The 26,888-nt window shown below is 60.5% G+C and carries 28 protein-coding genes and 1 pseudogene; 11 read left to right on the forward strand and 18 right to left on the reverse strand.

What is annotated here, in order from left to right:
• Nucleotides 1-42: 42 nt before the first annotated feature.
• Complete coding sequence (locus FW764_RS23595; protein WP_446435978.1) at nt 43-864, reverse strand: aldo/keto reductase; 822 nt, start codon at nt 862-864, stop codon at nt 43-45.
• 106 nt (nt 865-970) lie between these two features.
• On the opposite strand from FW764_RS23595, the gene FW764_RS23600 reads away from it, so the two are divergent.
• Nucleotides 971-1,465, forward strand: coding sequence for a DUF1543 domain-containing protein (locus FW764_RS23600; protein ID WP_446435979.1), 495 nt, complete (start codon nt 971-973; stop codon nt 1,463-1,465).
• A gap of 26 nt (nt 1,466-1,491) precedes the next feature.
• On the opposite strand, the gene FW764_RS23605 is transcribed toward FW764_RS23600, so the two are convergent.
• Nucleotides 1,492-2,694, reverse strand: coding sequence for a TPM domain-containing protein (locus tag FW764_RS23605; RefSeq protein WP_446435980.1), 1,203 nt, complete (start codon nt 2,692-2,694; stop codon nt 1,492-1,494).
• Nucleotides 2,695-2,823: 129 nt separating this feature from the next.
• On the opposite strand from FW764_RS23605, the gene FW764_RS23610 reads away from it, so the two are divergent.
• Entirely contained in the window at nt 2,824-3,639 is an 816-nt protein-coding gene (locus tag FW764_RS23610; protein WP_446435981.1) for an alpha/beta fold hydrolase, read from the forward strand.
• On the forward strand, nt 3,629-4,762 hold the full coding sequence (locus tag FW764_RS23615) for a PAS domain-containing sensor histidine kinase (protein WP_446435982.1): 1,134 nt from the start codon (nt 3,629-3,631) through the stop codon (nt 4,760-4,762). Before FW764_RS23610 ends, FW764_RS23615 begins: the two co-directional genes overlap by 11 nt.
• Here FW764_RS23615 and FW764_RS23620 read toward each other — a convergent pair.
• A pseudogene (locus FW764_RS23620) lies at nt 4,759-4,878 on the reverse strand (diaminopimelate epimerase); the annotation flags it as partial. The gene FW764_RS23615 and the pseudogene FW764_RS23620 overlap by 4 nt on opposite strands.
• 154 nt (nt 4,879-5,032) lie before the next feature.
• Between FW764_RS23620 and FW764_RS23625 the strand changes: the two are divergent.
• Nucleotides 5,033-5,527 (forward strand): AAA family ATPase, encoded by a 495-nt coding sequence (locus FW764_RS23625; RefSeq protein WP_446435983.1) that lies wholly within the window; start codon nt 5,033-5,035, stop codon nt 5,525-5,527.
• 57 nt (nt 5,528-5,584) lie between these two features.
• Here the strand turns inward: FW764_RS23625 and FW764_RS23630 are convergent, their stop codons facing one another.
• Nucleotides 5,585-7,171 (reverse strand): L,D-transpeptidase family protein, encoded by a 1,587-nt coding sequence (locus FW764_RS23630; protein WP_446435984.1) that lies wholly within the window; start codon nt 7,169-7,171, stop codon nt 5,585-5,587.
• Between the two features lie 39 nt (nt 7,172-7,210).
• On the opposite strand from FW764_RS23630, the gene FW764_RS23635 reads away from it, so the two are divergent.
• Together FW764_RS23635 and FW764_RS23640 are read left to right on the forward strand one after the other, a co-directional pair.
• Complete coding sequence (locus FW764_RS23635) at nt 7,211-7,924, forward strand: murein L,D-transpeptidase catalytic domain family protein (RefSeq protein ID WP_446435985.1); 714 nt, start codon at nt 7,211-7,213, stop codon at nt 7,922-7,924.
• A 30-nt stretch (nt 7,925-7,954) separates the two neighbouring features.
• Complete coding sequence (locus FW764_RS23640) at nt 7,955-8,701, forward strand: creatininase family protein (protein WP_446435986.1); 747 nt, start codon at nt 7,955-7,957, stop codon at nt 8,699-8,701.
• Nucleotides 8,702-8,744: 43 nt separating this feature from the next.
• On the opposite strand, the gene FW764_RS23645 is transcribed toward FW764_RS23640, so the two are convergent.
• Entirely contained in the window at nt 8,745-9,086 is a 342-nt protein-coding gene (locus FW764_RS23645) for a hypothetical protein (RefSeq protein ID WP_446435987.1), read from the reverse strand.
• A 46-nt stretch (nt 9,087-9,132) separates the two neighbouring features.
• Nucleotides 9,133-9,777, reverse strand: coding sequence for an ATPase (locus FW764_RS23650; RefSeq protein ID WP_446435988.1), 645 nt, complete (start codon nt 9,775-9,777; stop codon nt 9,133-9,135).
• Between the two features lie 143 nt (nt 9,778-9,920).
• On the opposite strand from FW764_RS23650, the gene FW764_RS23655 reads away from it, so the two are divergent.
• Nucleotides 9,921-10,166, forward strand: a complete 246-nt coding sequence (locus FW764_RS23655; RefSeq protein WP_446435989.1) for a hypothetical protein — start codon at nt 9,921-9,923, stop codon at nt 10,164-10,166.
• A gap of 4 nt (nt 10,167-10,170) precedes the next feature.
• Here FW764_RS23655 and yfcF read toward each other — a convergent pair whose 3' ends face one another.
• The 12 genes from yfcF to FW764_RS23715 all read right to left on the reverse strand — a co-directional run bounded on the left by yfcF (nt 10,171) and on the right by FW764_RS23715 (nt 22,599).
• Nucleotides 10,171-10,803 (reverse strand): glutathione transferase, encoded by a 633-nt coding sequence (yfcF, locus tag FW764_RS23660; protein WP_446435990.1) that lies wholly within the window; start codon nt 10,801-10,803, stop codon nt 10,171-10,173.
• Between the two features lie 165 nt (nt 10,804-10,968).
• Nucleotides 10,969-11,898 (reverse strand): hypothetical protein, encoded by a 930-nt coding sequence (locus tag FW764_RS23665; protein WP_446435991.1) that lies wholly within the window; start codon nt 11,896-11,898, stop codon nt 10,969-10,971.
• Nucleotides 11,899-12,350: 452 nt separating this feature from the next.
• Entirely contained in the window at nt 12,351-13,280 is a 930-nt protein-coding gene (locus FW764_RS23670; RefSeq protein WP_446435992.1) for a hypothetical protein, read from the reverse strand.
• Nucleotides 13,281-13,816: 536 nt separating this feature from the next.
• On the reverse strand, nt 13,817-16,105 hold the full coding sequence (gene metE, locus FW764_RS23675) for a 5-methyltetrahydropteroyltriglutamate--homocysteine S-methyltransferase (RefSeq protein WP_446435993.1): 2,289 nt from the start codon (nt 16,103-16,105) through the stop codon (nt 13,817-13,819).
• A gap of 98 nt (nt 16,106-16,203) precedes the next feature.
• The gene (locus FW764_RS23680; RefSeq protein WP_446435994.1) at nt 16,204-16,809 is read right to left on the reverse strand and encodes a LysE family translocator; all 606 of its coding nucleotides are present in this window, start codon (nt 16,807-16,809) and stop codon (nt 16,204-16,206) included.
• Nucleotides 16,810-16,841: 32 nt separating this feature from the next.
• Complete coding sequence (locus FW764_RS23685) at nt 16,842-16,973, reverse strand: hypothetical protein (RefSeq protein WP_446435995.1); 132 nt, start codon at nt 16,971-16,973, stop codon at nt 16,842-16,844.
• A gap of 137 nt (nt 16,974-17,110) precedes the next feature.
• Nucleotides 17,111-17,944, reverse strand: a complete 834-nt coding sequence (locus tag FW764_RS23690; protein WP_446435996.1) for a phosphodiesterase — start codon at nt 17,942-17,944, stop codon at nt 17,111-17,113.
• A gap of 9 nt (nt 17,945-17,953) precedes the next feature.
• Complete coding sequence (locus FW764_RS23695; RefSeq protein WP_446435997.1) at nt 17,954-18,985, reverse strand: ABC transporter ATP-binding protein; 1,032 nt, start codon at nt 18,983-18,985, stop codon at nt 17,954-17,956.
• Entirely contained in the window at nt 18,982-19,776 is a 795-nt protein-coding gene (locus tag FW764_RS23700; RefSeq protein ID WP_446435998.1) for an ABC transporter permease, read from the reverse strand. Before FW764_RS23700 ends, FW764_RS23695 begins: the two co-directional genes overlap by 4 nt.
• Nucleotides 19,773-20,591: an ABC transporter permease gene (locus FW764_RS23705; RefSeq protein WP_446435999.1), complete on the reverse strand. Its 819-nt coding sequence runs from the start codon at nt 20,589-20,591 to the stop codon at nt 19,773-19,775. Before FW764_RS23705 ends, FW764_RS23700 begins: the two co-directional genes overlap by 4 nt.
• Nucleotides 20,592-21,596: an ABC transporter substrate-binding protein gene (locus FW764_RS23710; protein ID WP_446436000.1), complete on the reverse strand. Its 1,005-nt coding sequence runs from the start codon at nt 21,594-21,596 to the stop codon at nt 20,592-20,594.
• The gene (locus FW764_RS23715) at nt 21,580-22,599 is read right to left on the reverse strand and encodes a LacI family DNA-binding transcriptional regulator (RefSeq protein WP_446436001.1); all 1,020 of its coding nucleotides are present in this window, start codon (nt 22,597-22,599) and stop codon (nt 21,580-21,582) included. Before FW764_RS23715 ends, FW764_RS23710 begins: the two co-directional genes overlap by 17 nt.
• Before the next feature lie 170 nt (nt 22,600-22,769).
• Between FW764_RS23715 and FW764_RS23720 the strand changes: the two genes are divergently transcribed.
• The 4 genes from FW764_RS23720 (at nt 22,770) to FW764_RS23735 (ending at nt 26,846) form a co-directional block, all read left to right on the forward strand.
• Nucleotides 22,770-23,879 (forward strand): saccharopine dehydrogenase family protein, encoded by a 1,110-nt coding sequence (locus FW764_RS23720; protein WP_446436002.1) that lies wholly within the window; start codon nt 22,770-22,772, stop codon nt 23,877-23,879.
• Nucleotides 23,876-24,361, forward strand: a complete 486-nt coding sequence (locus tag FW764_RS23725) for a hypothetical protein (protein ID WP_446436003.1) — start codon at nt 23,876-23,878, stop codon at nt 24,359-24,361. Before FW764_RS23720 ends, FW764_RS23725 begins: the two co-directional genes overlap by 4 nt.
• Nucleotides 24,362-24,475: 114 nt before the next feature.
• Nucleotides 24,476-25,573: a carboxynorspermidine decarboxylase gene (locus FW764_RS23730; RefSeq protein ID WP_446436004.1), complete on the forward strand. Its 1,098-nt coding sequence runs from the start codon at nt 24,476-24,478 to the stop codon at nt 25,571-25,573.
• 28 nt (nt 25,574-25,601) lie between these two features.
• The gene (locus FW764_RS23735; RefSeq protein ID WP_446436005.1) at nt 25,602-26,846 is read left to right on the forward strand and encodes a saccharopine dehydrogenase family protein; all 1,245 of its coding nucleotides are present in this window, start codon (nt 25,602-25,604) and stop codon (nt 26,844-26,846) included.
• Nucleotides 26,847-26,888: the final 42 nt, after the last annotated feature.

Raw genomic sequence — 26,888 nt, forward strand, 5'->3', positions numbered from 1 at the left:
GGAACGGCGACCAAGGACGGCGCCGTTCGTGCTGCTGATTGACTACACCATCGCCAGCGGGTGCTTGCGTTTGGGGGCGCCGAATACACGATCGATCGCGTCCAGGTCGTGCTCGTCCAACACCAGCTGTGCGGCGCCGGCATTGAGCCGCACATGTTCGGGTGTCACGGCCTTGGGGATGGCAATCACGCCGTCTTGTCGCAAGACCCAGGCGAGGGAGACCTGAGCAGGTGTAACTTCATGGCGGCGCGCGATTTGCTTGAGGGTCGGACTGGACAGCAACTCACCGCCCTGGGCAATTGGGCAGTAAGCCATCAATGGCAAGTTGTGTTGTTGCCACCACGGCAGCAGGTCAAATTCGATACCGCGCTCTTCGATGTTGTAGAGCACCTGGTTGGTCGCACAGGCCGGGGATGCGAGTTCCTGCAGGTCGGCCACGTCAAAATTGGAAACGCCCCAACGGCCGATCTTGCCGGCCTCGCGCAGACGCTCGAAGGCTTCGACGGTTTCTTCAAGTGGGTACTGGCCACGCCAGTGCAACAGATACAGATCAATATAGTCTGTGCCCAGGCGCTGCAGGCTGGCTTCACAGGCGCGGGGCACGCCCGTGTGGCTGGCATTATGCGGATAAACTTTACTGACCAGGAACACCTGGTCGCGCTTGCCATGAATGGCCTTGCCGACCACTTCTTCGGCACCACCTTCGCCGTACATTTCGGCGGTATCGATCAGGGTCATACCCTCGTCGATACCCAATTGCAACGCGGCGACTTCGGCCCTGCGCTGGTCGGGGTTTTCGCCCATGCGCCAGGTGCCCTGGCCGATGACAGGCACGGGAACGCCAGCCAGATCAATGGTACGCATGACAACCTCCTGATGAGTTCGCGGATTAACAGTGTGGCACTGACCGGACAAAAGGGTTCAATCGCAGTATGGTTAGCCTTTGCCAAGCCGCCAGGAAGAACCTGCAATGCTGTTTGTCGTCATGCTCGGGGGCAAGCACCCACGGGCCAGAATTGAAGTTCATGATGTGGTGTTCGCGGTGGCGGATACGCTGGAATCCACCTACCCGCAATTGCGCGACGGCTGGTTCGGCAGCCCCAAGGGTGTGCATATTGACTCATGGATGGCCGTCGATGGCGTCGACGGCTGGAAAGTCCAGATCAGCCAGATGGCGCCCCAGGCGGATGCGCATCACCTGTACTTCATCAACCTGGGCGGCTATGAAGCTAACGCGTTTGGCGAGGCCCATCATTATTTGCTGGTGGTCGCGCGCAATAAAAAGGAAGCGATGAGCAAAGGCAAACAGCAGAGGCTGCGCCACTGGTCTCAGGCCCACACCGACGGCGTGATGGACATCGACGACTGCCTGCCCATCGACCTGGTGGACGGTCGCTATGTTCATCTGGTGCAAGGCCCACACCGGCCGATCATCCAGCAGAATGACTACATCGTCCTGGCGTAAGCTCTCAGGTGCTGAGCACCAAGGGGTTACCAACTGCCCGACGCCCCGCCGCCGCCACTGGAACCACCGCCACCGGACGAACTGCTACTGGAACTGGAGCTGCTGGAACTTGAACCGCAGGAGCCACCGCTCGAACCTGAGCCCGAGCCGCCGGCGGTCTTGCCAAAGATGAACAACGCCACAAACGAGGCAATCGGAAACGCCAGCAACCAGCCTTCACGGCCCGCGTCCGCGACCAGCCCTGCCGCCACGTACACCGCCACCGCCGCGAACAGCCGTACGGCAAACCCTACCCGGCTGGTTTTCCAGGCGTTTCGCATGACCACCCACAGCACCAGGTACGCCCCCAGCACAGCCAGTACCCCCAACGGCATTGCCAACCAATGGATGAGGTTGACGTCGACGTATTGATCGACCAGCAGCAGCCCGCCGATGTAGAGCAGCAAGCCGATCACGCAGTAAAACACGGTACGCGCCAGCCATAGCGCACCGAAGGTCGCGCCGCCGATCAGCAGGGTCAGCGGCAATAGCAGCAGGGACATCGGCCAGTCCCGACCGCCGCCATAAAACGCCAGCAGCAGCGTGGCCACCACGGCGGCAATCACTGCCCGGCGCCAAGGCAGCTTGCCAGCGGCGATCAGTACACCGCCAATGCCCCCCGCGATAAACGCCAGCAAAACGGCTATCGCCTGGGGGTTAATGCCCGGCCCGCTCACCTTGGGCAGATCGCCGCCGTCCACCAGCACGGTCAAGTCATTGACCGCTTGTTGAACACCGCCCGCATAGTCACCCTGACGAAACGCCGGGGTGATGTGTTCTTCGATAATGCGATGGGCCAACAGATCGGTGACGGTGCCCTCCAAGCCGTAGCCCACCTCGATGCGCACGTTGCGGTCGTCCTTGGCCACCACCAACAGGATGCCGTCGTTAACGCCCTTGCGCCCCAGTTTCCAGGCGCGGAACAGTTGGTTAGCGTAGTCCTCGATACTCGCGCCGCCGGTGGTGGGCACCAGCAGTACCGCAACTTGCGCACCTTTGCGCTGCTCTAGGGCGGCAAGTTGATCTTTGAGGCGCCTGGTGAGGCCGGTGTCGAGCGTGTCGGTGAGGTCGACTACCCGTTGGTCGAGGGCTACGCCGATGGGCGACGTTTGAGCCTGGACGGTGCAGAGCAGCCCGATGAACACCAGCGCCAGCAGACTCAAGAGGGATTGCCGTACAAACAGCGCCATGTTTGCTACCTGAAGTTTCTACCTGAAGGCGCCGACTTTACCTTATCGATGTATAACGCGTGACCCCACGCCTGCGAGTATCTAAACTGCCCGCAGCCCGCCTAGCAAAGAGCCGTCCACGAGAATCGCATGAACCTTAAGCACCGCAACAACGTCAGCGTGATGGGCAACGGGATGGCGACCCTGGTGTTCTCCCATGGGTTCGGCTGCAACCAGGCGATGTGGAATTACCTGGCGCCAGTATTCGTCGAGCGCTTTCGCGTGGTGATGTACGACCTGGTCGGGGCCGGCCTGTCGGACCTCAGTGCATTCGACAAAGCCAAGTACGGCACGCTGTACGGCTATGCCCAGGACCTGAACGAGATTATCGAAGCCTTTGCCATAGGCCCGGTGATCTTGGTCGGCCACTCGGTCAGCGCGATGATCGGCACCCTCGCCGACCGCATGAACCCCGGGCGCATCGCCGCCCATGTGATGATCGGTCCGTCGCCGCGCTACATTGATGACGTGGGTTATGTCGGCGGTTTCAAGCGCAGCGACATCGATGACCTGCTCGACACCCTCGACAGCAACTACTTGGGCTGGTCCAGCGCCATGGCCCCGGTGATCATGGGTGCGCCTGGGCAACCGGCCTTGAGCGACACGCTGCGCGACAGTTTCTGCCGCACCGAACCCGACATCGCCAAGCAGTTTGCGCGCGTGACCTTTTTGTCGGACAACCGCCAGGACGTGATCGGCCTGACCGCCCCGGTGTTGATCCTGCAATCGAGCGACGACCTGATCGCACCGCTGGCCGTGGGTGAATACCTGCACCGCATACTGCCCAACAGCACGTATTGCCTGGTGGACAATGTTGGCCATTGCCCGCACATGAGCGCGCCGCATGCCTGCGCCGCCGCGATGCAAAGTTTCCTGGCGCCGTGGGCGAATACTGATGTCGGTTGACCTGTTCGACAACGCCGCCTGTGCCCTGGCCGTCACCGCAGAAGACGGCACGATCCTGCAAGCCAACGCGTGGTTCAGCGAATGGCTGGGCTTGAGCAGCGCCGAGCTGTGCGGGCGGCGCTTTCAGGATTTGCTGACCATGGGCGGGCGGATTTTCCACCAGACCCACCTGGCGCCGATGTTGCGCCTGCGCGGCAGTGTCACCGAAGTGAAGCTCGACATGCTGCACCACGACGGGCACAAAGTGACCGTGCTGCTTAATGGCAACAAGCGCGAACAGGCCGACGCTGTGGTCTACGACCTCGCGCTGTTCGGCACCACCGACCGCGACAAGTACGAACGCGAGTTGCTCAACGCGCGCAACCTGGCCGAAGCGCTGTTGCAGGAAAAAACCGCCACCGAAATCGCGCTGCAGCAGGCCCAGGCGCAATTGAGCGAGGCCTATGCCATTGCCCAGCGACGCGCGTTGTTTGCCGAGCAGATGGTGGCGATCGTCAGTCACGATTTGAAGAACCCCCTGACGGCCATCCGTATGGCGTCCGACTTTCTAAAGCGCGGCGAGCGCACGACCAAGGAGCATCAGTTGTTGGGCCATATCGCCCAGTCGTCCGAGCGCGCCCACCGGATGATCGCCGACTTGCTCGACTTCACCCAAGCCCGGGTTGGCCAAGGCATCACCATCAAGGCCGCGCCGCTGGATTTGCACGCTGTGATTGCGCGCGCGGTGGATGAACTGCGCGTGGCCTTCCCCAAGGCCACGTTGGAACATCAAGCCCAAGGTCATGGCGATGCCTGCCTGGATGCCGACCGAGTGCAGCAGATCATCGGTAACCTGGTGGCCAACAGCGTGGCGTATGGCGACCCTCTCCAGCCGATCACCATCACCTCACGGCTAGGCGATACCGGCTGCGAAGTGGCGGTGCACAACCACGGCGCGGTGATTCCAGAAATGCTGCTGGCCGGCCTGTTCGAGCCCATGACCCGTGGCACCGACCAAGGCAGCGGTGTGCGCAGCGTGGGCTTGGGCCTGTACATCGTGCGCGAGTTAGCCAGAGTGCATGGCGGCGACGTAGCGGTAAGTTCCTGCGCCCGTTACGGAACGACATTTACCGTAAGGTTTTAGAACAGATACGCCGTGCCTTGCATGATCGGCTCGACGCTGCCGGTCAATACCACACCGCCCTGCCCGTCCCACTGCACCGTGACCGTGCCGCCGTCGCACGGCACCTGCACCGTCTCCAACAAAAAAGGTGCAATGCGGGTTGCCCATGCGGATGAACCTTACCTGCCTGTGACGACGTAACTGGCAGCCCACTCGGCAGACTGGATCAATGCCTGCTATTTGAAGTAAGCGCGGCTAGACTGGCCGGGTTCCCCTTGCAAAGGATTGATGATGCTTATTGTGTTCAGCGGCCTGCCCGGCACCGGCAAAACTACAATTGCCACCGAACTGGCACGCCAGATAGGTGCGTTTTACCTGCGTATCGATGTGATTGAGCAGGCGCTTCGGGACGCCGGCGTGTTGGCTGGCGATGTGGGTGCCAGCGGTTATGACGTGGCGAATGCGCTGGCGTTAAGTAATTTGCGCCTGGGGCACCGGGTCATTGCTGATGGTGTGAACCCGGTCAGGGAAAGCCGGGCGGCGTGGAAGGTCGTGGCGACGGCGGCAGGCGTTGAGTGGCTGGATATTCAAGTGATCTGTTCGGATCAGCAGGAACACCAGCGCCGCGTTGAAAGCCGTTCAGGTGATATTGCCGGCTTGGTCCCGCCTACTTGGCAGTCAGTATTGGCGCATGAGTATGAGCCTTGGGATGAACTGCCGCTGACGGTCGATACAGCGCTTGTGACAGCGGATCAGGCTGTGGCGCTTGTCCTCAAGCACATCTGACAGTTGGCGGGCGGGCTTGTTGTGGCAAGCCCGCCCGCCACAGGTAAGCTGCCGACCTTAAAGCACAGCCCCCATCGCCTTCATCAACACCAGGTCGCGCCCATAGATGTCCGGCGCGTACACCAGGCCACCCTGGCGATCGACTTCCACCGTCCAGTACCCCAACAGCACCGGCACCGGTGTGGCCAGCCGGAATTCATGGGTCACGCCGGTGGCGAGCAGTTCGTCGGTGCGCGTGCGTTCGGCCGGGCTTACCAGCAGGTCGCGCAGCAACAACGGTTGCTCGACCCTCACGCAACCCGAGCTAAACGCACGTGGCCCTTTGGTAAACAACGGTTGGCTCGGTGTGTCATGCAAATACACCGAGTACGGGTTGGGAAAGCGCATCACGATCTTACCCAGCGGGTTGCGCGGGCCGGCGTCCTGGCGCAGGAGAATATTGCCGGGGTGCGCCCAATCGATCTGTTCAGGCGCCAACGGGCGGCCTTCAGGGTCGAGCACTCGCAGGTTCTGCTGGCGCAGGTATTGAGGGTTAAGGCGGATGGCCGGGAGTTTGTCCTCACGCATGATGGTCGGCGGGATGGTCCAGGTGGGGTTCAGGGTCAGCCGGGTGATACGCGACTTAAGCAGCGGCGTCTGGCGCTCGGCACGCCCGACTTGCAAACGGGTTTGCCACACAGGGATACCGGCCTGGTAGACGCTCAATTGCGCGGCGGCGACGTTGACCAGTACGCCTTCGGGCTCCAGGTCCTGGGCCAGCCAACGGAAACGCTCGAGGTTGATACGCAGTTGGTCGCGGCGCATCGCCGGGCTGATGTTGAGCTCGGCCACGGTGCCCGCGCCGATCACGCCATCGGCCTGCAATGAGTGGCTGAGCTGGAAGGCCTTGACCGCCTTGACCAGTTCGTCATGGTATTGCTTGCCATTGCCGCTGGGCGCGTTCGCCAGGTAGCCACCGCGGTACAAGCGCAGCGCCAGTTCCGGCACGCGAGGGTCGTCCATGCCAGGGCGCAGCAATGGCCCGCTGGCGACCGGGTCCCAATGTGGCAACGGTTGCAGGCGCACGGTGGCATAGGCATTGCGCAAACTGCGGTAAAGGTCGGCGCTGGGGCGCGCCTGATCGAAAGCGCGGGCCATGTCTTGCAGGCCACTGGCAGCGAAGGCCAGCACCTCGGTATTCAGGTCGCGGGTCGGCGGCTGGGAATGCCACAGCGGCTCGAAGCGTGATTGCTGCAGGCGCCCATAATGCAGATCCTGCAGGGCTTGCAGGTACTGGCGGCTGACGTCGATATCGCTGCACAGCACGTTGGCCGTGGCGTACGCCGCGGGCAGGCTATAGTGGGTGGGGTCCAGGCCGTCGTCAGCCAGCATCAGCAACTGTGTGTGCAAGGCTTGGCGGCGAGTATCGTCTGTCCACAGCGGCACATCACCCTGCTGCTGGTAAAACGCTTGCAGGCGCGATTGCGTCGCCGCGTCGATATGGGCAACAAGGCTTGGGCAAACGCCTGGCAACTGCGCGAGGGCCTGTTGCACCGGGCTTGTAGACGCCACAGGGACAAGATCCAGCGGCAGCGCATCGGCTGTCGCGACCAGTGGTGCAACGAGCAGGCAAATGCTCAAGTAACATGCGTGTTTTTTGAACAATTGACTTGGCTCCAATCCACAGCGGGGGACGCTTTTTAGATGCTGACTTTTATGTGCCGCTTCGGCTTGATCACCGTCACCCTGGCTACGCTGAGCAATTTTGCGCTCGCCGCCAATGGGAATCCTCCTAACTTGTATAGCAGCCTGGCGCGCTCGGCTCCAGAACTCAATCCCACTGTATTGAAAAGCGCCCTGAGCGCCGTGCAGTGCGCGGTCAATAACGGTGAGGAACGTTCAGAGCGCCTCGCGGTTATTGACTACTCCCAGCCCTCGACCGCTCGTCGGCTGTGGATCTTCGATTTACGCAAAAAAACCTTGGTGCTGCGCGACCTGGTGGCCCACGGAGCAAAATCCGGGGAAAACTTCGCCACCCAATTTTCCAACCTCGAAGGCAGCCACCAGTCCAGCCTGGGCCTGTTCCGCACCCAGGAAAGCTACCTCGGCGCTCACGGCTACTCGCTGCGCATGGACGGCCTGGAGCCCGGTTTTAATGATCAGGCGCGTGACCGCGCGCTGGTGATCCATGCGGCCGACTACGTCAATTCTGCGTGGAGCAAGCGCGAAGGTCGTATCGGTCGTAGCCAGGGCTGCCCGGCCGTACGCCCGCAGGTGGCGCGCCAGGTGGTGGATAAGCTCAAGGATGGGCAGTTCATGTTTTCCTGGTACCCGGACCAGCGCTGGTTGAAGTCTTCAACCTATCTCAACTGCAAGCCCCAACAGGTGGCGAGTAGTCGTACAATCCGTGGTGGTTAGCCTGTCCCCACAGATAAGAGAGAGCGTCGCATGCTTTTACACCAATCCACCTGGATCGAGATCGGGCAGTTTCTGGAACGCAGCCGTACCGTGGTGATTCCCATCGGTTCCAACGAACAGCACGGCCCCACCGGCCTGCTGGGCACTGACTGGATGTGCCCGGAGATCATCGCCCATGAGGCGCAGAAGAACGCCGACCTGCTGATCGGCCCAACCTTCAACATCGGCATGGCCCAGCACCACTTGGGCTTTCCCGGCACCATTTCCCTGCGCCCTTGCACCTTCATCGCCGCGATTGGCGACTGGGTGCGCTCGTTGGCCGGGCATGGTTTCGAGAAAATCCTGTTTCTGAACGGTCACGGCGGCAACATCGCCACCATTGAAGCGGCGTTTTCCGAGCTGTACGCCGAAGCCAGCTTCGCCCGCCGCCCGGCCGGTTTCGCGCTCAAGCTGGTGAACTGGTGGGATCTGGAAGGCGTCACCGACCTGGCCCAGCGCCAATTCCCGGTAGGCCACGGTAGCCATGCCACGCCATCGGAAATCGCCGTGACGCAGTGGGCGTACCCGGATTCAATCAAGTCAGCCGACTATTCGCCGCAAATCGCCAACACCGGGCCGATCCGTGAGGCGCTGGACTTCCGCGCACGCTTCCCTGACGGGCGCATGGGTTCGGACCCGGCGCTGGCGACCGTGGAAAAAGGCGGTGAGTTGGTGGCGTTGGCGGCTAAAGGGCTGGTCAAGACCGTGAACAGCTTCAGTAGCGAAGCAAAACCCTAAGCACTACACAAAGCAAAATGTGGGAGCGGTGTATTGCCTTTAGCTACTTGCAGTCCTGGGCCGCCAATTCAAGCCGCGACGGCTTGATCGCCGAGGCCAGCGGCTTGCGCTCATACAGGAACACTTTGGTGCCGCCCTGGGACTTGTAGGCCTCCAGCACGTCATCAGCGGCAATCTTGCTGGTCAATACCACCTTGGCGTGGCGTGAGTTCTGCGTCACGGTCGAGCTGATACCGTGCTTTTCAAGCTTGGGCAGTACGCATTGCACGTAGCTTTCGGGTGTCTTTTCCGTTTGCAGCGTCAGGGTCGGAGCATTGGGAGCCGTGATACAACCAGTCAGCAACAGCGAAGCAAAAGCCAGGGCCGGGACAAAAAAAGAGCGCATAAACATTCCTGAAAATTAACCAATAGGGTTCACATCAATCCGCACGTCATCCGGCGCGGACCAGGGCCTTGAGCGACGCATCAAACTGCTTCAACGCATCAAGCTGCACATCACGTTGCTGTTCAATCTGCGCGGCAATCTCGGGAGCCGCCTTGTCATGCACCCAAACCGACGCCACCTGCTTGTGCACCGAGCCTTCGGCTTTAGCGATGTATTGCAGGTCCGCATCATAGAACCGAGCAACAAAACGCGCCTCGACCTGGTCGTTACGCTGGGTCAGCAGTTGGTTATGGGTGTCGAGCATCACCACCACATCGGGATGAGCCTGCACCAGCTCATCCAGGCTGCTATAGACCGTCACGCTGCGAAAAGTGCCCTGCAATGAACTCATCAACCAATCAATCGCCAGTTCCGGGTCGGAGCTGTTGACGAACGCCTCACGGATGCGCCCGTCAAGGGCATCCTTGGCGCCGTTCATGGCCATAGCGTGGTAGCGTTCAAGGTAACTAAGGTTGTCGCGGGTGTTTTCGCTGTACAAAACCCCTACCGACTGCGCGTGCTGCAGGGAGTCTACGCTACTGGCGAGTGGCAGCAAATGGCCAGCACCTAGATCATCAGCAATTGCCGGGTTGGCCAGCACCGTGGTGCCGAGCATCAGCATGATTAAACCCAGTTGGGTTATCGTCCTCATCGCGCATTTCCTTGAACAGCGTCTGGATGAGGTGATTCTGCGCTTTTGGCATAAAAACAGAACTTGCGAAGCTTGATGGTGACTATCATTTGAACCGATAGTGTCGGGTATATCGATTTCTATAAAACTATAAGGACCACGCTATGAAGCCCCACCAGAAAACCTTCGACCGCATCCGCGAAGCCGTACTGCCGGAGTTTCGCGAGCGGGTCGCCGATTACCTGGTCGATTATGAGCGCGTATTGCAGGACCCGGCCCCCGACGCCGATCAGTGCAACGCCAGCGCCCAGCAACTGCGCGGCTACCTACGGGGCTTGAACACCACACGGGTGCTGGGCATGGCGGACTGGGAAGACCTGGATCGGCGTGTGGCCCACGAATGGCTGTAAACCGCTAGAGCGGCGGGCGTTGCAGGTCGACCCACGCCTGCACTGATGGCCGCTGCCATTGGCGCTGTGCGTAATCCACCAACTCGGCCGGCACACTGTCACCATTGAGAATCAAGCGGTTGAGCATCACCGCCAGGTCCACATCGGCAATTGACCAGTCGCCGAACAAATACTTGGAATTGCCTGCCAGCAATGCCTGCGCCGCACTGACCAGCTTACGCGCGGCCGCTTCGCCGTCGGGCGACAATGGCGGCATTCTCTGCCCGTAGAACACCACTAACGTCGAACGCTCCTGGCGAATCGGCAACAAGTCGCTGCGCAGCCACGCCTGCACCTGTCGCGCCTTCGCCCGCTGTTTTGGCCCGCTGGGGTACACCGGCGTTTCGGGGTAGACCTGCTCCAGGTATTCGGTGATTGCGGAAGATTCCGACAGCGCAAAGTCGCCTTCCACTAACGTCGGCACGCGCTGTGTCAGGGACAATTGGGCGTAGTCCCCAGCTTTGTGTCGTGCGCTGTCCAGGTCGACGGTATGCGTGTCAAACGCCAGGCCTTTTTCGTGCAAGGTCACGAACACGGACATGGCATAAGGGCTGGTGAATTGGGCATCAACATATAAGCGCAGCGCGTGTGGATTCATAGCGGGGTCTCTTTGAGTGAGCGCCCAATCTACGAGATTGGCGGCAAACATAACAATGCGCGCTTTTTATGGGGGCATTCCTGGGGGGAATGCCAACAGCACACGCACGTACTGTTCCTGGCGATACGTAAACAACCAACAATCAACCACGCCTAAGCGCTTTCCCTAAGCGTTTTTCAACGCCTGATCAAATAGATAAGCCATCATATTATTTAAAAACACCTCCTGTCCGGTATCGACCGCAGTGCCTGTAATGTCATACGACACAAGATTTATATCACTGACGGCAACGACCCTATCCAGAGTACCCCCTACAGTCCAGGCAAGCACATTAGTGCCAACAGTCGCTAAGACCCTACTCCCCGCAGGAAGCTGTGCGGCGCTGATTGCGAAGGCGCCAGAGCCTTTTAACGGAATGCCAGAAGAGTCGCCAAAATAAGTGTTTAAATACTCGGTTGTCGAGGACACTCCCGTGTAGGTTTGCACAAACGTTCCGGTCAGGGTACCGACATGCCCAAATTGCTGGAGGACATTGATCGCACCGGCCGTCGGAGAATGGTCACAGACCAATAGTATAACGCCCCCTCGTTCAGCATATTCCTTCAATCTAATGGCGTCTGCAACCGTAAAGCTGCTCAAATAAAGCCCCACCAGCAGCACATCATATCTGGCTTTTAGTTGAGCCGCAGTCACAGACGAGCCGAGGATGTCGGCCGACGCATTGGCCGTGTTAACCGCCTGTACTTTTTTATATATTCCTGCCGGGCCGTAATTTGAAGGTGCCTCTACCTGCTGCTTGAAATTTGAATACTTAGAATCAATGATTGTGTTCTCTGAGCAACCTAACTGTATGACTGGCAATGTTACCGGTAACGCAACCGTGTCAACCGGATCAACCGGATCAACCGGATCAACCGGATCAACCGGATCAACCCGCTTAATCGGCACAGACGAACAGCAGGCATGGTGCGCGTGAACGTGTACATGCACATGTATCTCTCCACCGTGTTCGGCACAGTGTCCAGAGTGTTTGTCACAACATTCCGGACTCTGTGTGCAGGACACTTCACGTGGGCATTGGGTTGAATCAGACATGATTGATACTCCTGTAGGCCGTGAGCGCTCAGCGCACAGGCGGGTGAATAACGCATCATCAGTGTTCATCAGTTCCGGCCGGAGACTGAAGAACGGACACTACATACCCAGCCCGGCGTGGCGTCTACTGTCAGAATTAACAGGTTCTTTTTCACCTAAACCCTGTAACAGTAGCCCTTCATTAATACCGATAGAATCAGGCTTAACCCGCAAACCCTCCTACCGTCAGGAGTTCACTCTCCTGATCAGTAGCCGTAAGGCCCAACACCGCATTGCGATGGGGAACGCGCGTGGACTCGTAACGGGTATCCTTGAGTGAGCGCCCAATCTAAGAGATTGGCGGCAAGCATAACAATGCGCCCTTTTTATGGTGGCATTCCTGAGGGGAATGCCACCAGCACACGCAACGTCCTTTTCCTGACCCTACGTGAACAATCAAAAACCCGCCGCACCTAAGCGCTTTTCAACGCCTGATCAAACAGATAAGCCATCATATTATTCAAGAATTTCTCCTGACCGTTATCCACTGTTTCGCCTGCCACATCAGAAGTCGTAAGTTCAACATCACTCATCGCGATCACCCGTTCCTTAGTACCTCCTACGGTCCAGAAAAGTACATGGGTGCCGGAAGTCGCTAATACCCGACTGCCAGCGGGAAGTTGCGCTGGCGTTAACGCTATTGCTGCAACCCCTTTAAGCGGTACACCGGAAGACGAACCAAAATAACTGCTTAAGTTTTCGGTCGCCGAAGAGACGCCGCTGTATGCGCCTGGGATAACGCCACTGAAGGAACCGGTGTGTCCAAATTGTTGCAGAACATTCGTCGCACCAGAAGACGCACCCTGATCGAACGCCAATAGCACAACCCCTCCTAACGCAGCATATTCTTTTAACCTGACAGCGTCTGCCACCGAAAGAAGGCTCTGATAGAGCCCAATAGAAAGTACATCGTAGGTCGCTTTTAACTGTGCCGCCGTTAACGCGGAAGAAATGACATCTTTTGACGCATCTGAAATTTTCACCGCCTGAATTTTATTATAAACGCCACTCGCGCCATAATTTACAGGCGCGTTGACTTGCACCTTCAAGCCAGGATAACCGGGACTACCGAATGTAGAACCGCTAAAGCCAAGCCTGATGACGGGTAGTTCAATTGGCTTAACGGGGTTATCCGGCTTCTGATCGAGTTTCTGATCAGGTTTTTCAGCGGGCTGTTCAACCGAACGAACCGTCTTGGACGGGCGGCAGTGATGGTGTCGGTGAATGTGTATATGCACATGCACCTGTTCACCGTGTTCGGAACAGCTGCCAGGGTGGTTGTCACAACATTCCGGACTCTGTGTGCAGGACACTTCACGTGGGCATTGGGTTGAATCAGGCATGATTAATACTCCTGTGGGCCCTGAGCGCTCAGCGCACAGGCGGGTGAATAACGCATCATCAGTGTTCATCAGTTCCAGCCGGAGACTGAAGAACGGACACTACATACCCAGCCCGACGTGGCGTCTACTGTCAGAACTAACAGGTTCTTTTTCAACTAAACCCTGTAACAGTAGCCCGTCATTGATATCGATAGAATCAGGCCTAACCCGCACACCCTCCAATCTTCAGGAATTCACTCTCCTGATCAGTGTAAGGCCCAACACCGCATTGCGATGGGGAACGCGCCCGAACCGATCAACGATGTTTGCGGGCTCTTTCGCCCAAGGGTAGCGACTGGCAGGAGGCAACGATCTGGCGGGGTAAGGGCACGCTAAGTACTTATCGCATTCAAGTCCGCACGCAACGACGTCGGCAGCGCAACACTGACAAACCACTGTGGGTGGACTTAATGCCGATGGCGGAGTTTCAGCCAACGTCTTTGCCAGCTGACCCACCGCTATCGGGAGCAAGCCCCCTCCCACATGTTCACCCCGCGTTACGCCAGTTCAGCCCGCAGTTGGCGCGCAGCGGTGACCATATGGATCAACGCCGCTTCCGTCTCCGGCCAGCCGCGGGTTTTAAGACCGCAGTCCGGGTTGACCCACAGGCGCTCGGCCGGAATTCGCTTGGCCGCCTTGCGCAGCAAATTGGCCATTTCCGACGCATCCGGCACGCGTGGCGAGTGGATGTCATAGACGCCCGGGCCAATGTCGTTCGGGTAAGCGAAGGCTTCGAACGCCTCCAGCAGTTCCATATCGGAGCGCGAGGTTTCGATGGTGATCACGTCAGCATCCATCGCCGCAATAGACTCGATCACATCGTTGAACTCGCTGTAGCACATGTGCGTGTGGATCTGGGTTTCGTCGCGCACGCCACAGGCGCACAGGCGGAAGACTTCGGTGGCCCAGTCCAGGTAGTGCTGCCACTGCGCCCGGCGTAAGGGCAAGCCTTCGCGGAACGCGGCTTCGTCGATCTGCACGATCTTGATGCCGGCGGCTTCCAGGTCGACCACTTCGTCACGAATCGCCAATGCCAGCTGCCGCGCCTGCACTTCGCGGCTCACGTCTTCACGCGGGAACGACCACATCAGCATGGTCACCGGGCCGGTCAGCATGCCCTTCATCACCTTGTGGGTGAGGCCTTGGGCGTAGCGGATCCACTCCACGGTCATGGCTTTCGGGCGGCTGAGGTCGCCGAAGATCACCGCGGGCTTCACGCAACGCGAGCCGTAGCTTTGCACCCAGCCGAAGCGGGTGAACACATAGCCGTCGAGCTGCTCGGCGAAGTACTCAACCATGTCGTTACGTTCGGCTTCGCCGTGTACCAGCACGTCCAGGCCGAGGTGTTCCTGCACTTCAACGGCATGCTTGATCTCGCTGTGCATGGCTTCAACGTATTCGGCTTCGCTCAACTTGCCGGTTTTAAACGATTGGCGCGCCAGGCGAATCGAGGCGGTTTGCGGGAACGAACCGATAGTGGTGGTCGGGAACAGCGGCAGCTTCAGGCCGGCACGCTGCTTCTCGATACGCTGGGCAAACAGCGACTGGCGCTGACTGTCCTTGGCGGTGATCGCGGCCACTCGGGCTTGCACGGCTGGCTTGTGAATACGTGGTGAAGCCGCGCGGGCCGCTTGCACGGCGCGGCTTTCAGCCAGGGCGGCGAGCACATTGGGGGCTTCAGACTCATTGACGGCTTGAGCCAGCACCGCCACTTCCGTGCACTTCTGCACCGCGAAGGCCAGCCAGCTCTTCAGCTCGGCATCCAGCGTGTCTTCACGGCCCAGATCAACCGGGCTGTGCAGCAGCGAACAGGACGGCGCGACCCACAGGCGATCGCCCAATTTTTCATGAGCATGCCGCAAGGTCGCCAGGGCTTTTTCCAGGTCGCAGCGCCACACGTTACGGCCATTGACCACGCCCAGGGACAGCACTTTATACGCCGGCAGGCGGTCGAGAATGGTCGGGTACTGGTCCGGCGCACGCACCAGATCGATGTGCAACCCATCGACCGGCAGGTTGGCGGCCAGGCCGAGGTTCTCTTCCAGACCGCCGAAATAAGTCGCCACCAGCTTTTTCAGCGGGTCGCGCTGGATTTGGTTATAGGCGCGCTCAAAGGCGTTTTTCCAGTCTTGCGGCAAGTCCAGCACCAGAATTGGCTCGTCGATCTGCACCCAGTCCACGCCCAGTTCAGCCAGGCGCTGGAAGATCTGACCGTACAACGGCAGCAGACGGTCGAGCAGGTCAAGCTTGTCGAAGTCGCCGCCCTTGGCCTTGCCCAGCCACAGGTAAGTCAGCGGGCCGATCACCACGGGCTTGACGTTGTGACCCAGGTCGCGGGCTTCCTTGACCTCTTCGAACAGCTGCTCCCAACCCAGCTGGAACTGCTGGTCGGCGCTGAATTCAGGCACCAGATAGTGGTAGTTGGTATCGAACCACTTGGTCATCTCCTGGGCGTGGGCACCGCCACAGCAGCTGTCGCTGACGCCACGGGCCATGCCGAACAAGGTGTGCAGCGTGGCTTTACCGTCGGCTGGGCGGAAGCGCTCGGGAATCACACCGAACATCAGCGAGTGGGTGAGGACTTGGTCGTACCAGGCGAAATCACCGGCCGGCAACAGCTCAATACCCGCTTGTTTTTGCAGGGCCCAGTGCGCCTTGCGCAGGTCACGGCCCACAGCACGCAGGCCGGCCTCGTCGAGCTCGCCCTTCCAAAACGCTTCCTGCGCTTTTTTCAGTTCACGATCGCGTCCAATGCGCGGAAATCCAAGGGAATGAGCGACTGCCATGACTTACAACTCCAATGTCGATATTTGATGGCAGCCATTGTCGACAGACACTCATAGTGAGACAAACTCATTTTATTCTAGATGATCACAAGATTTGTTCATGTTGAAGCGACGTGCAGATAGAACGCGTGAACCATGAAATACGCACACACAGCCAACGCCAGTCCCATGCAGCGGTTGAACCACGTGAACGCCGCCGCCCCGCTGATCCTGCGGCCTAACATGGCGCCCAACAAGGCGTACACCCACGGCGCACCGACGGCACCCAGCCCGAGCAAAGCCGAAACCCCGGCGATGGACGCCCCGGTAATATGCGCCGCCGGCAACATCACGCTGGTAATCGGCAAGACCGCGACGATGCCCTTGGGGTTGAGCAACTGGATCACCAGGCCATTCCAGAACGTGAGCGCCTTGGCCGGCGTACTTGAAGATTCTTCAACCTCGGTGCGGGCGGTGAACACCTGGTAGGCCAGGTACAGCGTGTACACACCGCCAACCAGCGAGATATACGGCAGCGCCGCCTGGGACATGATCGCCTCGCCGGTGTAGCCAAACAGCACGAACATCAGCAGCATCGCGCAACCCACGCCGAGGTAGAAACCACTGGAGCGACGCAATTTGCCGGTGAGCCCGGCATTCAGGCCCATCAGGTTCACGGGCCCGGGGCTGTACATGACGCTGAAGGCGTAGAGAAAAATGTCCATGGGGAACCTGCAGTAGAAGAAGTGCGACGAGTCTACTGAGGCGGTTTGCGCTCAATCTTGTACGTTTGTGGTTCACCCTGTGGCGAGTCAGCCGAGGCCAAGGGGTTCAGGGCAATGCCCAGGCCGCCGGTCAATACGCTGAGTAGATTCAAAGTAGCTTTCATCAGGACGAACTCCGGCGTGAAACGCAAGTTCCGGGCGCAAAATAAGGGCAGCAGGATGCACGCGACCAAACGCGGTTGGCCGCCGCGTTAACAAACGTTTAAGTGCTTAGTTGAGTGAAGTGAACCTCCGTAAAACCTCAGTCAATCAATCCATGAGCGTCATAAAACGGATACGGCCCCGGGTAGTCCCCGAACACGCCGTTGTGGCTGATCAAACCTTGCTGCTCATCCCAGCGGTGCAGCAGATACCCTGCCGGTTCCAGGTTGAAATGCGCGGGCGCGGCGTCTTGCAGGTCGAGCACGATCTGGTGCGAAGTGCCGGGGCACACGCAACTCAGGCTGCCGCCAAACCGCCGTTGCATCGGCCGGTGCAGGTGCCCGCACAACAGGCGTTCCACTTGCGGGTGCCGGGCGACAACGCGCTCCAGGGCAGTGGCATTGATAAAGGCTTCGCGGTCCATATGGCCGATGCCGCTGATAAACGGCGGGTGGTGCAGGATCAACAAGGTCGGTGCCTTGGGACGTAGTGCCAATTGGTCGTCGAGCCATTGCAACTGGCTGTCGAGCAATTGGCCGCCGTGAGCCCCCGGAATCGTCGAGTCGAGACCGATCAGGCGCAGCGGATACTCATCCACCACCCAATCCAAGGGGCCATCGGCCGACGCCGGCAAATAAGCGTGATCACTGAAGGCTTCCAGCAATGGCGCGCGGCTGTCGTGGTTGCCGGGCACCAGGTAGCACGGCATGTGCAGGCGCGCCAACGCCAGATGCAGCACGGCGTATTCATCGGCGCGGCCGAAGTCCACCAGGTCGCCGCTGATCACCACGATATCGGGCCGTGGGTAGCTGGCGTTCAGGTGGTCGACGGCACGGCGCAGGGCGCCCAACGTATCCACCACGCCATAGGTCAGGCGGTTGCCGGCTTTAAGGTGTAGGTCGCTGATCTGTGCGACAAGAAACGGACGGTTCAAAATAGGCTCTCACGCATTCAGGGTGAACAACATGTGCGGCGCAATCGCCAGAGCAATCGGCGCGCCGACGCGGTGCAACTGGTTGTCGCTGCTGTCCACCAGCAGCGGTTGCGGGGCGCCGACATCCACCAGCAGGCGGCTTTGGGCGCCCTGGAAAAACTGCGCCAGCAAGTGACCGTGCAAGTGCCCTTCGTCCTCCATCACCCGCAGGTGTTCGGGGCGGCAGTACACGGTGCTCGGCAAGTCGAGCGCATGCCACGGCAGCTCGCCGCCGCAGACTTTCAGGCCGTGGGCGCTGCGCTCCAGCACCGTGAAGGCGTTGAGGTTGCCGACAAAGCCTGCGACAAACGCATTGGCCGGCTGCTGGTAAATCTGCCGTGGGCTGGCCAGTTGCGCGGCGCGCCCCTGCTCCATCACCAGGATGCGATCACCCAAGGCCATGGCTTCGCCTTGATCGTGGGTGACGAACACCGAGGTGATGCCCAGCCCGCGCAGCAGTTGGTCCAGCTCACTGCGCAGGCGCTCGCGCAATTGCGCATCCAGGGCCGCCAACGGCTCATCCAGCAACAGCACTTTGGGGCGCGGTGCGAGCGCGCGGGCCAGGGCCACACGCTGACGCTGGCCGCCCGACAGCTCATGGATGCTGCGCTGGCCGTGGTGCTGCAAGCCCACCAATTCCAACAGCTCGTCGCAGCGCTTGTTGCGCTCAGGCGCCGACATGCCGCGAATCTTCAGACCATAGACAATGTTGCCGGCCACATCCAGGTTAGGAAACAGCGCGTAGTTCTGGAACACCATGCCCACATCCCGTCGCTCGATGGGCAGGCGCGTGACGTCTTGATCGCCGAAAAACACCTGACCGACGTCCGGGCGCTCCAGGCCTGCGATCAGGCGCAGGGTGGTGGTTTTGCCACAGCCCGACGGGCCGAGAATCGCCAGGGTTTCGCCGCCTTCGACGGTCAGGTTCAGGTCATGCACGGCCACGGTGCCGTCGGCGAATGCCTTGCGACAGCCTTGCAGGCGGATAGTGATAGCGGTCATCGACGCTCTCCACGGGACAAACGAGCACTGATGGCCTGCAACGCAATCAGCAGCGGCACGATCATCAGCAAGAAGATAAGGGTGTAGGCGCTGGCGATTTCCAGGCGCGCCGAGGCATAGCTGTCGGCCAACCCCACCGGCAGCGTCTTGGTCATCGGCGTGTGCAGCATCCAGGTCAGGTTGAACTCGCCCAGGCTAAGGGTGACCACCATCAGCACACCCGCCAGAATTCCCGCACGACAGTTGGGCACCACCACGCTGAAAAACCGCTTGATCGGCCCCGCACCAAGGCTGGCCGCCGCCTCTTCCAATAACGGCAGTTGCTGGCGCTGCATCACCGCCATCACCGGGCGCACCAGGAACGGCAAGGTGAACAGCACATGGCCGACAAGGATGAACAACCCACTGCTGCGAAAGCTGCCGAACTGGCCGTAAGTCAGCAGCAACGCCAACGCGCTGGCCAAGCCCGGCATCGCCACCGGCAGCACCATCAACTCCTCGAAGGCGCGGCTGAAGCGGTTGTTCATACGCACCAGGCCGTAAGCCGCCGGCACGCCGAGCACGCACACGCAGACCGCACAGGCCAAGGCCAATTGCAGCGACAGCCACACCGTCGGCGAATAGGCCTGCCACACCTGGATCAACCAGTCGAAGGTCAACCCACTGGACAGGCCCACGAAGAAATTACGCGTCAACCCGGCCAGCAACGACATCACAACCGGCACCAACATGAAGGCGCACACCAGTAAGGTAAACAGCAGTTGGATCACGAACAGCGATGAGCGCTTCACAGGACGGTCCCCGCGTTTTTTACCAGGCGCCGCGTGAGCAGCAACACGGCCCAGGTCACCGCGCCGAGCACCACCGACAGCGCGGCGGCGACGCCAAAGTTGGCGTAGTTGGTGAACACGTTATAGATCGCCACCGGGGTGACATTCAGCCGCGTACCCAAGGTAAAAGCCGTACCGAAGGCGCCCATGGACGTGGCAAAGCAGATCGCCCCGCACGACGCCAACGCGGGCGACAGGCCTGGCACGATCACGTCGCACACCACCCGCCAATGCCCTGCGCCCAACGAATGCGCGGCCTCTTCCAGGCTGCGGTCGAGGCTTTCGCACGCGGCCATTACCGTGAGGATCACCCGCGGGATCGAGAAGTACAGGTAGCCGACAAACAACCCCGCCAGCGAGTACGCAAAGATCCAGCGCTCACCGGCCAGTTGCAGGCCCAAGGCTGCGAACAGGCCTTGGCGCCCGGCCAACAGGATCACCAGGAAACCCACCACTACGCCGGGAAACGCCAACGGAAACGTGAGCAAAGCCACCAAGGCCGAACGCCCGAAGAACTGCTGGCGCGCGAGAAATACGCCGCTGATGCCGCCGATCAGTAATGCCGCAAGCGTGACGACCATAGCCAGCACACAGGTTTGCACCAGGCTGCCTAAATACTGCGCGCTGCTCAGCACCTGCCAGTAACCGCTGCCTTGGCTGTCGCGGCTCTCAGCGCCCAGCAGCATCAAATGCGCCAGCGGCAACAGCCAGAACGCCAGCAGCAGCGCAAAGGCCGGGGCCAATGCCCAGGCGGCGTGTTTTGCCGATGTTGCCACTTACTTGACCTCGTTCAGGTAACGGGCGGCGAAGGCTTCCTGCACAGCGGCCATTTTTTCGTAGTCCACCACACCGGCGCGGGCGTAGTCGCTGTCGGGCAGGAACTGCGCCGCCACGTCAGCGGGCATTTTCATCGGCCGCACTGGGCGCAGATACGCCTTGGCCCACAGGGCCTGGCCCTCGTCGGAGAGCACGAAATCGAGGACCTTTTCAGCGTTGGCGCGGTGCGGCGCATTGGCCACCGCGCTCATCACGTACGGCACGCTGATGCTGCCTTCTTTGGGGATCACGAAGGCGACGTTGACGTTGTCCTTGTAGCGCGCGCGGTAGGCGTTGAAGTCGTAGTCCACCAGGATCGGCAATTCACCGGACAGCACCCGCGCATAGGCGGTTTGCTTGGGCACGATGGGCGCGTTTTTCGCCAGCTTCTGGAAGTAGTCGATGGCGGGCGCGAAGTTATCCAGGTCGCCGCCCAAGGCCCGGTTGATGGCCACAGCGCAGACGTAGCCGACAAACGCGCTGGACGGGTCGAGGTAACCGACCATGCCTTTGTACTCAGGCTTGAGCAGGTCGGCCCAGCTTTGCGGCACCGGCAAACCGCCCAGCGCGTCGACGTTGACCATGATGCCCAAAGTGCCCGAATGAATCGCAAACCAGTGGCCGGCCGGGTCTTTCAAACCGGCGGGAATTTGCTCCCAGCCTTTAGGTTGGTAGGTGCCAACCACCTCGGCTTTTTGTGCCTGTAAGCCGAAGGTCACGCCGTAATACACCACGTCGGCCACCGGCGCGGCCTTCTCCGCCACCAACTGTGCCAGGGACTGGCCGGAGTTCTTGTTGTCCAGCGGCACTTGCACGCCCGTGCTGGCGGCGATGGCCTTGAGTTGGCTGCCCCAGTCAGCCCAATCCGGCGGGCAGTTGTAGCAAATCGCGGTTTCGGCCGCCTGGGCCAGGTGGGCCACGCCACACAGCAGCACGGCTGCCAGGGTTTTACTGAACGCGCGCATCAGGTGTCTCCTCAAGGGGTTGAGTGCTGTCGCCGGGCCGGATATGGCACGGCAGGCAATGGGAAATCGGGGCGTTACCGGCGATTTGCGCCAGCAGTTGATCAATCACGGTACTGGCCAGCAGGCCGATGGGCTGCACCACGCTGCACAGGGTCGGGTGCATCTGGGTGCCGAGGGCGATGCCGTCAAAGCCCATCACCGAGAGTTGCTCGGGCACATGCCAGGCGTTGCGGCGCAGCTCGGCGATCAGGCTGATCGCCAGGAAATCGTTGGAGCACACCAGCGCGGTAGGCGCCTGCGGGCCTTGGAGAAAAGGCTCGATCGCCGCGAACTCAGCCTGGGTGTGCGCCGGCATTTCAATCACCGGGCGGCTGTCCACACCGTACTCGCGCATCGCGTCGCAATAGCCGGCGTAGCGCAGGCGGGCACGGTCGGACTGCAAGGCGGGGCCGGCGACCATGCTGATGCGCCGGTGCCCCGCTTCGAGCAAATACCGCGTGGCCAGGGCCATGCCTGCGCGGTTGTCGACCGACACGGCGCTGTAGCTGGGGTTGCTGGGTTGGTGATAGGCGAGCACGAACGGCGTTTGTTCACTGGCCAGGCCATTGAGCACGCTATTGCTTTCAGCATCGGTGACCGTCAGCACCAAACCGTCGACGCGTTGGCGCAACAGTTCCTCCACCACGATGCTCTCGCGTTCGCTGCTGTAGTCGGTGGTCGCCAGCAACAGGCTGTAGCCGCGCAGCCGCGCGGCACGCTCCATGGCCTGGAACTGTTCGGCAAACACCGGGTTGAGCAAGTTGGGCACCACCACGCCGATCAGGTTGGTGGTTTGCAAGCGCAGTTGGCGGCCGAGCAAGTTGGGCCGAAAGCCCAGCTCGCGGGCGGCGGCGAACACTTGCTCACGGGTGGCCGGGCGCACTTGGTCGGGGGAAGCAAAGGTGCGGGCGGCGGTGGCACGGGATACGCCAGCCAACTGCGCAACGTCTTTCAGGTCGGTCATTGTCACTCGCTTTGAGATCGATCTCATTGGCGAGGACAGTAGCGAGGGAATATGGCAGCAAGGTGGTAGAGAGATGACGGTTTGATTGCAGTGATTGGGTTTGGCGCTAGCGCCCTTCAAACCCTCTGCCCTTATACTGCGCGCCTAGCCCTAATGCTCAAGGATGAATCATGCGTGTCATCGTCATCGGAGGCCTGGGTAACTTCGGGCTGCGTATCTGTCGGCGCCTGGCCTCGGAGCCTGGGATTGAGGTGATGGCTGCCAGCCGCAGCTCAGGCTCAGGCCTTTACACCCTCAGCGACGGCAGACAGGTCGCTACCCTGCCCCTGGACATTGGCGCCGCCGACTTCGAACAGCGCCTGGCGCAGGCCAAACCTGGCTTGGTGATTCACTGCGCCGGGCCCTTCCAGGGCCAGGATTACCGCGTCGCCAAGGCCGCCTGCGCGGCCGGGGCGCATTACCTGGACCTGGCCGATGGCCGCGCGTTTGTCGCGCAGTTCGCCGCCAACGTCGATGCCGAGGCGAAAGCCGCTGGCGTGCTGGCCATCTCCGGCGCCAGCAGCGTACCGGGGTTGTCCTCGGCGGTGGTCGATCAGTTGGCCCAGTCCTTTACCCGCATCGACAGCATCCAGACCGTCATCGCTCCCGGCCAACAAGCCGTGCGTGGGGTGGCGACCATCCAGGCGGTGTTCGGCTACGCCGGCCTTGAGTTCGAGCGCTGGAATGGCGGCGCCTGGACCCGACAGTTCGGCTGGCAGAACCTGCGCCGCTTTGACTTCCAAAACATCGGCAAGCGCTGGGGAGCGGCGTGTGATGTGCCTGACCTGGCGTTGTTCCCGGAACGCTATCCAGGCGTGCGCGACGTGGCTTTTCATGCCGCCCTGGAATTACCCGTGCAACATGTAGCCCTGTGGTTCGCCGCCGCACTGCGCCGCCTCGGCCTGCCCTTGCCGATCAGCCGTTACGCCGCGCAACTGGATGCGTTCGCCAGCCGTTTTCTCGACCGTTTCGGCAGCCCCACCGGCGCCATGCAGGTGCGCGTGCAAGGCTTGCGCAGCAACGGCCAGCCCGGCGCGCTGACCTGGCAGCTGACCGCGCCGGGCGGCGACGGCCCGGAGATCCCGTGCATGGCTGCCCTGCTGATCGCGCTCAAGCTGGCGACCAACCGGCTGGCGCAAACCGGCGCGTTTGCGTGCCTGGGCTTTTTGCAACTGGAGGAGTTCACCGCTGAGTTCGAGCGCTGGGGCTTCACCACCGCCATCGTCGAGGACAGGGCATGAGCCAGCGGCGCATCACGCTGGTCATGCCGGCCAGCGCCGCCGACACCTTCGAGGCGTTTCATAACCACAGCGTGCGTATGCAGTGGGACACGCTGCTGTCGCGCGCCGGTGTCGAAGGTGGCGGCAGCCATCCCTACAAAGGTGCGATCACCTTCAACCAAGGGCGCGGCTGGAAGCGCTATTTCGCCCTGCGCACGCGCTTCGTCAACTACGTGCCCGCCAAGGTGGCCGCCGCAGTATTGGTGGAACCTGCCGGCTGGTTCGATCAGTGGTCGGCGTCCATGCGCCATCGCGACCTGGATGGCGCCACCTCCGAGTTGATCTATACCTTCAACGTCGGCCTGCGCCCGCGCTGGCTCGGTTGGCTGCTGGACCCGTTGGCCAACCGCCTGTTCGAGCACGAAACCCGACAACGCTTCGCCGCGATGGCCGACTACTTGCGCCACCACCCGATAAACAGTCACGAAATTTCGCCAGAGTAACCGGCGACCGTGAATCGAATCGCGGCAAAATCCGCCCGCTAACCTTTCGATCTGATCCAAGTGCGGGCACAATGCGTGTCCTTTTTTGGCAGGCACCGCCGCAGGCTCTCAAAAATGATCAAAACGCCGTACTACCTCATCGATAAACAGAAGCTTCTGGTCAACCTGCAGAAGATTGCTTACGTACGCGAGCAGTCCGGCGCCAAGGCGTTGCTGGCGCTCAAGTGCTTTGCCACCTGGTCGGTGTTCGACCTGATGCAGGAATACATGGACGGCACCACCTCGTCGTCACTGTATGAGTTGAAACTCGGCCGCCAGAAGTTCGAAGGCGAGACGCACGCCTACAGCGTGGCCTGGGCCGACGATGAAATCGAAGAGATGCTGGATAACTGCGACAAGATCATCTTCAACTCGATCAGCCAGCTGCAACGCTTTGCCGAGCGCAGCGAAGGCAAGACCCGTGGCCTGCGCGTGAACCCACAGGTGAGCAGCTCCGACTACCTGCTGGCCGACCCGGCGCGCCCGTTCAGCCGCCTGGGCGAATGGGACCCGGTGAAGATCGAAGGCGTGATTGATCAGATCTCCGGTTTCATGTTCCACAACAACTGCGAAAACGGCGACTTCAGCCTGTTCGACAAGATGCTTGGCACCATCGAAGAACGCTTCGGTGCGTTGCTGCACAAGGTCAACTGGGTCAGCCTCGGCGGCGGCATCCACTTTACCGGTGAAGGCTATGCCATCGACGCGTTCTGCCAGCGCCTCAAGGCGTTCTCGCAGAAGTACGACGTGCAGGTGTACCTGGAGCCCGGCGAAGCGGCGATCACCAACAGCGCCTCCCTGGAAGTGACCGTGCTCGACACCCTCTACAACGGCAAGAACCTGGCCGTGGTCGACAGCTCCATCGAAGCCCACTTGCTGGACCTGCTGATCTACCGCCTCAACGCCAAGCTGGCACCGAGCGAGGGCGAACACACCGTCATGGTGTGCGGTAAATCCTGCCTGGCCGGGGACATCTTCGGCGAGTATCAATTTGATCGTCCGCTGGCCATCGGCGATCGGCTGTCGTTCATCGACACCGCAGGCTACACCATGGTCAAGAAAAACTGGTTCAACGGCCTGAAAATGCCGTCCATCGTAGTGAAACAACTCGACGGTACAGTCGAGGTGGTTCGTGAATTTGGTTACGACGACTACCTGTCCAGCCTTTCGTAAGCTGGCGGATATAGGAGAAATAAAGCAATTGAAAAAGAACGTTCTTATCATTGGTGCAGGAGGTGTCGCCAAGGTGGTGGCCCACAAGTGCGCGCAGCACAACGACGAACTCGGTCGTATTGCTATCGCGTCGCGCAACATCTCCAAATGCCAGGCCATCATCGACAGCGTCAAGGCCAAGGGTAGCCTCAAGGTTCCCGCCGAGATCCAAGCCTTCGCGCTGAACGCCCTGGACGTGGAAGCGACCAAGGCCCTGATCCGCGAGACCGACTCGCAGATCGTCATCAACGTAGGTTCCGCGTTCCTCAACATGTCGGTGCTGCGCGCCTGCATCGATACGGGCGTTGCGTACCTCGATACCGCCATCCACGAAGAGCCGGGCAAGGTCTGCGAGACCCCGCCGTGGTACGGCAACTACGAATGGAACCACCTGCAAGAGTGCAGACAGAAGAACATCACCGCCATCCTTGGCGTGGGCTTCGACCCGGGTGTCGTCAACGCGTATGCCGCGCTGGCGCAGCAACAGCATTTTGACCGCATTGATTCGATCGACATTCTCGACGTCAATGCCGGCAGCCATGGCAAATATTTCGCCACCAACTTCGACCCGGAAATCAACTTCCGCGAATTCACCGGGCAGGTGTGGAGCTGGCAGAACAGCCAGTGGACCAGCAACACCATGTTCGAAGTCAAACGCACCGACGACCTGCCGGTGGTCGGTTCGCAGAACCTGTACCTGACCGGCCACGATGAAGTGCACTCGCTGTCGAAAAACCTCGACGTGCCCAACGTGCGTTTCTGGATGAGCTTCGGCGAACACTACATCAATGTGTTCACCGTCCTGAAAAACCTCGGCCTGCTCTCCGAAAAGCCGGTCACAACCGCCGAAGGCCTGGAAGTGGTGCCGTTGAAAGTGGTCAAGGCCGTGCTGCCCGACCCGTCTTCGCTCGCACCGGGCTACACCGGCAAAACCTGCATTGGTGACCTGGTCAAAGGCACCAAGGATGGCCAGCCGCGAGAGATGTTTATCTACAACGTGGCGGATCACGAAGAAGCCTTTGCCGAAACCGACAGCCAGGGCATCTCCTACACCGCCGGCGTACCACCGGTGGCCGCCGCGCTGCTGGTTGCACGTGGCCAGTGGGATGTGAAACACATGGCCAACGTCGAGGAACTGCCGGCTGAGCCGTTCCTCAAGGCGCTGGATATGATGGGGTTGCCGACTCGGATTAAAGACGAGAACGGTGACCGTGCTTGGGATGCGACTGCCTGATAGGCCGTTGCTGACTGAACAAAAAAATGCGCCCCACGGGGC

The sequence above is a fragment of the Pseudomonas sp. 1152_12 genome (assembly GCF_052850675.1).

Bases quoted from the DNA above. Each gene is read 5' to 3' on its own strand.
- FW764_RS23595 (WP_446435978.1), bottom strand. From the start codon at position 864: ATGCGTACCATTGATCTGGCTGGCGTTCCCGTGCCTGTCATCGGCCAG.
- FW764_RS23600 (WP_446435979.1), top strand. From the start codon at position 971: ATGCTGTTTGTCGTCATGCTCGGGGGCAAGCACCCACGGGCCAGAATT.
- FW764_RS23605 (WP_446435980.1), bottom strand. From the start codon at position 2,694: ATGGCGCTGTTTGTACGGCAATCCCTCTTGAGTCTGCTGGCGCTGGTG.
- FW764_RS23610 (WP_446435981.1), top strand. From the start codon at position 2,824: ATGAACCTTAAGCACCGCAACAACGTCAGCGTGATGGGCAACGGGATG.
- FW764_RS23615 (WP_446435982.1), top strand. From the start codon at position 3,629: ATGTCGGTTGACCTGTTCGACAACGCCGCCTGTGCCCTGGCCGTCACC.
- FW764_RS23625 (WP_446435983.1), top strand. From the start codon at position 5,033: ATGCTTATTGTGTTCAGCGGCCTGCCCGGCACCGGCAAAACTACAATT.
- FW764_RS23635 (WP_446435985.1), top strand. From the start codon at position 7,211: ATGCTGACTTTTATGTGCCGCTTCGGCTTGATCACCGTCACCCTGGCT.
- FW764_RS23640 (WP_446435986.1), top strand. From the start codon at position 7,955: ATGCTTTTACACCAATCCACCTGGATCGAGATCGGGCAGTTTCTGGAA.
- FW764_RS23645 (WP_446435987.1), bottom strand. From the start codon at position 9,086: ATGCGCTCTTTTTTTGTCCCGGCCCTGGCTTTTGCTTCGCTGTTGCTG.
- FW764_RS23650 (WP_446435988.1), bottom strand. From the start codon at position 9,777: ATGAGGACGATAACCCAACTGGGTTTAATCATGCTGATGCTCGGCACC.
- FW764_RS23655 (WP_446435989.1), top strand. From the start codon at position 9,921: ATGAAGCCCCACCAGAAAACCTTCGACCGCATCCGCGAAGCCGTACTG.
- yfcF (WP_446435990.1), bottom strand. From the start codon at position 10,803: ATGAATCCACACGCGCTGCGCTTATATGTTGATGCCCAATTCACCAGC.
- FW764_RS23665 (WP_446435991.1), bottom strand. From the start codon at position 11,898: ATGTCTGATTCAACCCAATGCCCACGTGAAGTGTCCTGCACACAGAGT.
- FW764_RS23670 (WP_446435992.1), bottom strand. From the start codon at position 13,280: ATGCCTGATTCAACCCAATGCCCACGTGAAGTGTCCTGCACACAGAGT.
- metE (WP_446435993.1), bottom strand. From the start codon at position 16,105: ATGGCAGTCGCTCATTCCCTTGGATTTCCGCGCATTGGACGCGATCGT.
- FW764_RS23680 (WP_446435994.1), bottom strand. From the start codon at position 16,809: ATGGACATTTTTCTCTACGCCTTCAGCGTCATGTACAGCCCCGGGCCC.
- FW764_RS23685 (WP_446435995.1), bottom strand. From the start codon at position 16,973: ATGAAAGCTACTTTGAATCTACTCAGCGTATTGACCGGCGGCCTGGGC.
- FW764_RS23695 (WP_446435997.1), bottom strand. From the start codon at position 18,985: ATGACCGCTATCACTATCCGCCTGCAAGGCTGTCGCAAGGCATTCGCC.
- FW764_RS23710 (WP_446436000.1), bottom strand. From the start codon at position 21,596: ATGCGCGCGTTCAGTAAAACCCTGGCAGCCGTGCTGCTGTGTGGCGTG.
- FW764_RS23715 (WP_446436001.1), bottom strand. From the start codon at position 22,599: ATGACCGACCTGAAAGACGTTGCGCAGTTGGCTGGCGTATCCCGTGCC.
- FW764_RS23720 (WP_446436002.1), top strand. From the start codon at position 22,770: ATGCGTGTCATCGTCATCGGAGGCCTGGGTAACTTCGGGCTGCGTATC.
- FW764_RS23725 (WP_446436003.1), top strand. From the start codon at position 23,876: ATGAGCCAGCGGCGCATCACGCTGGTCATGCCGGCCAGCGCCGCCGAC.
- FW764_RS23730 (WP_446436004.1), top strand. From the start codon at position 24,476: ATGATCAAAACGCCGTACTACCTCATCGATAAACAGAAGCTTCTGGTC.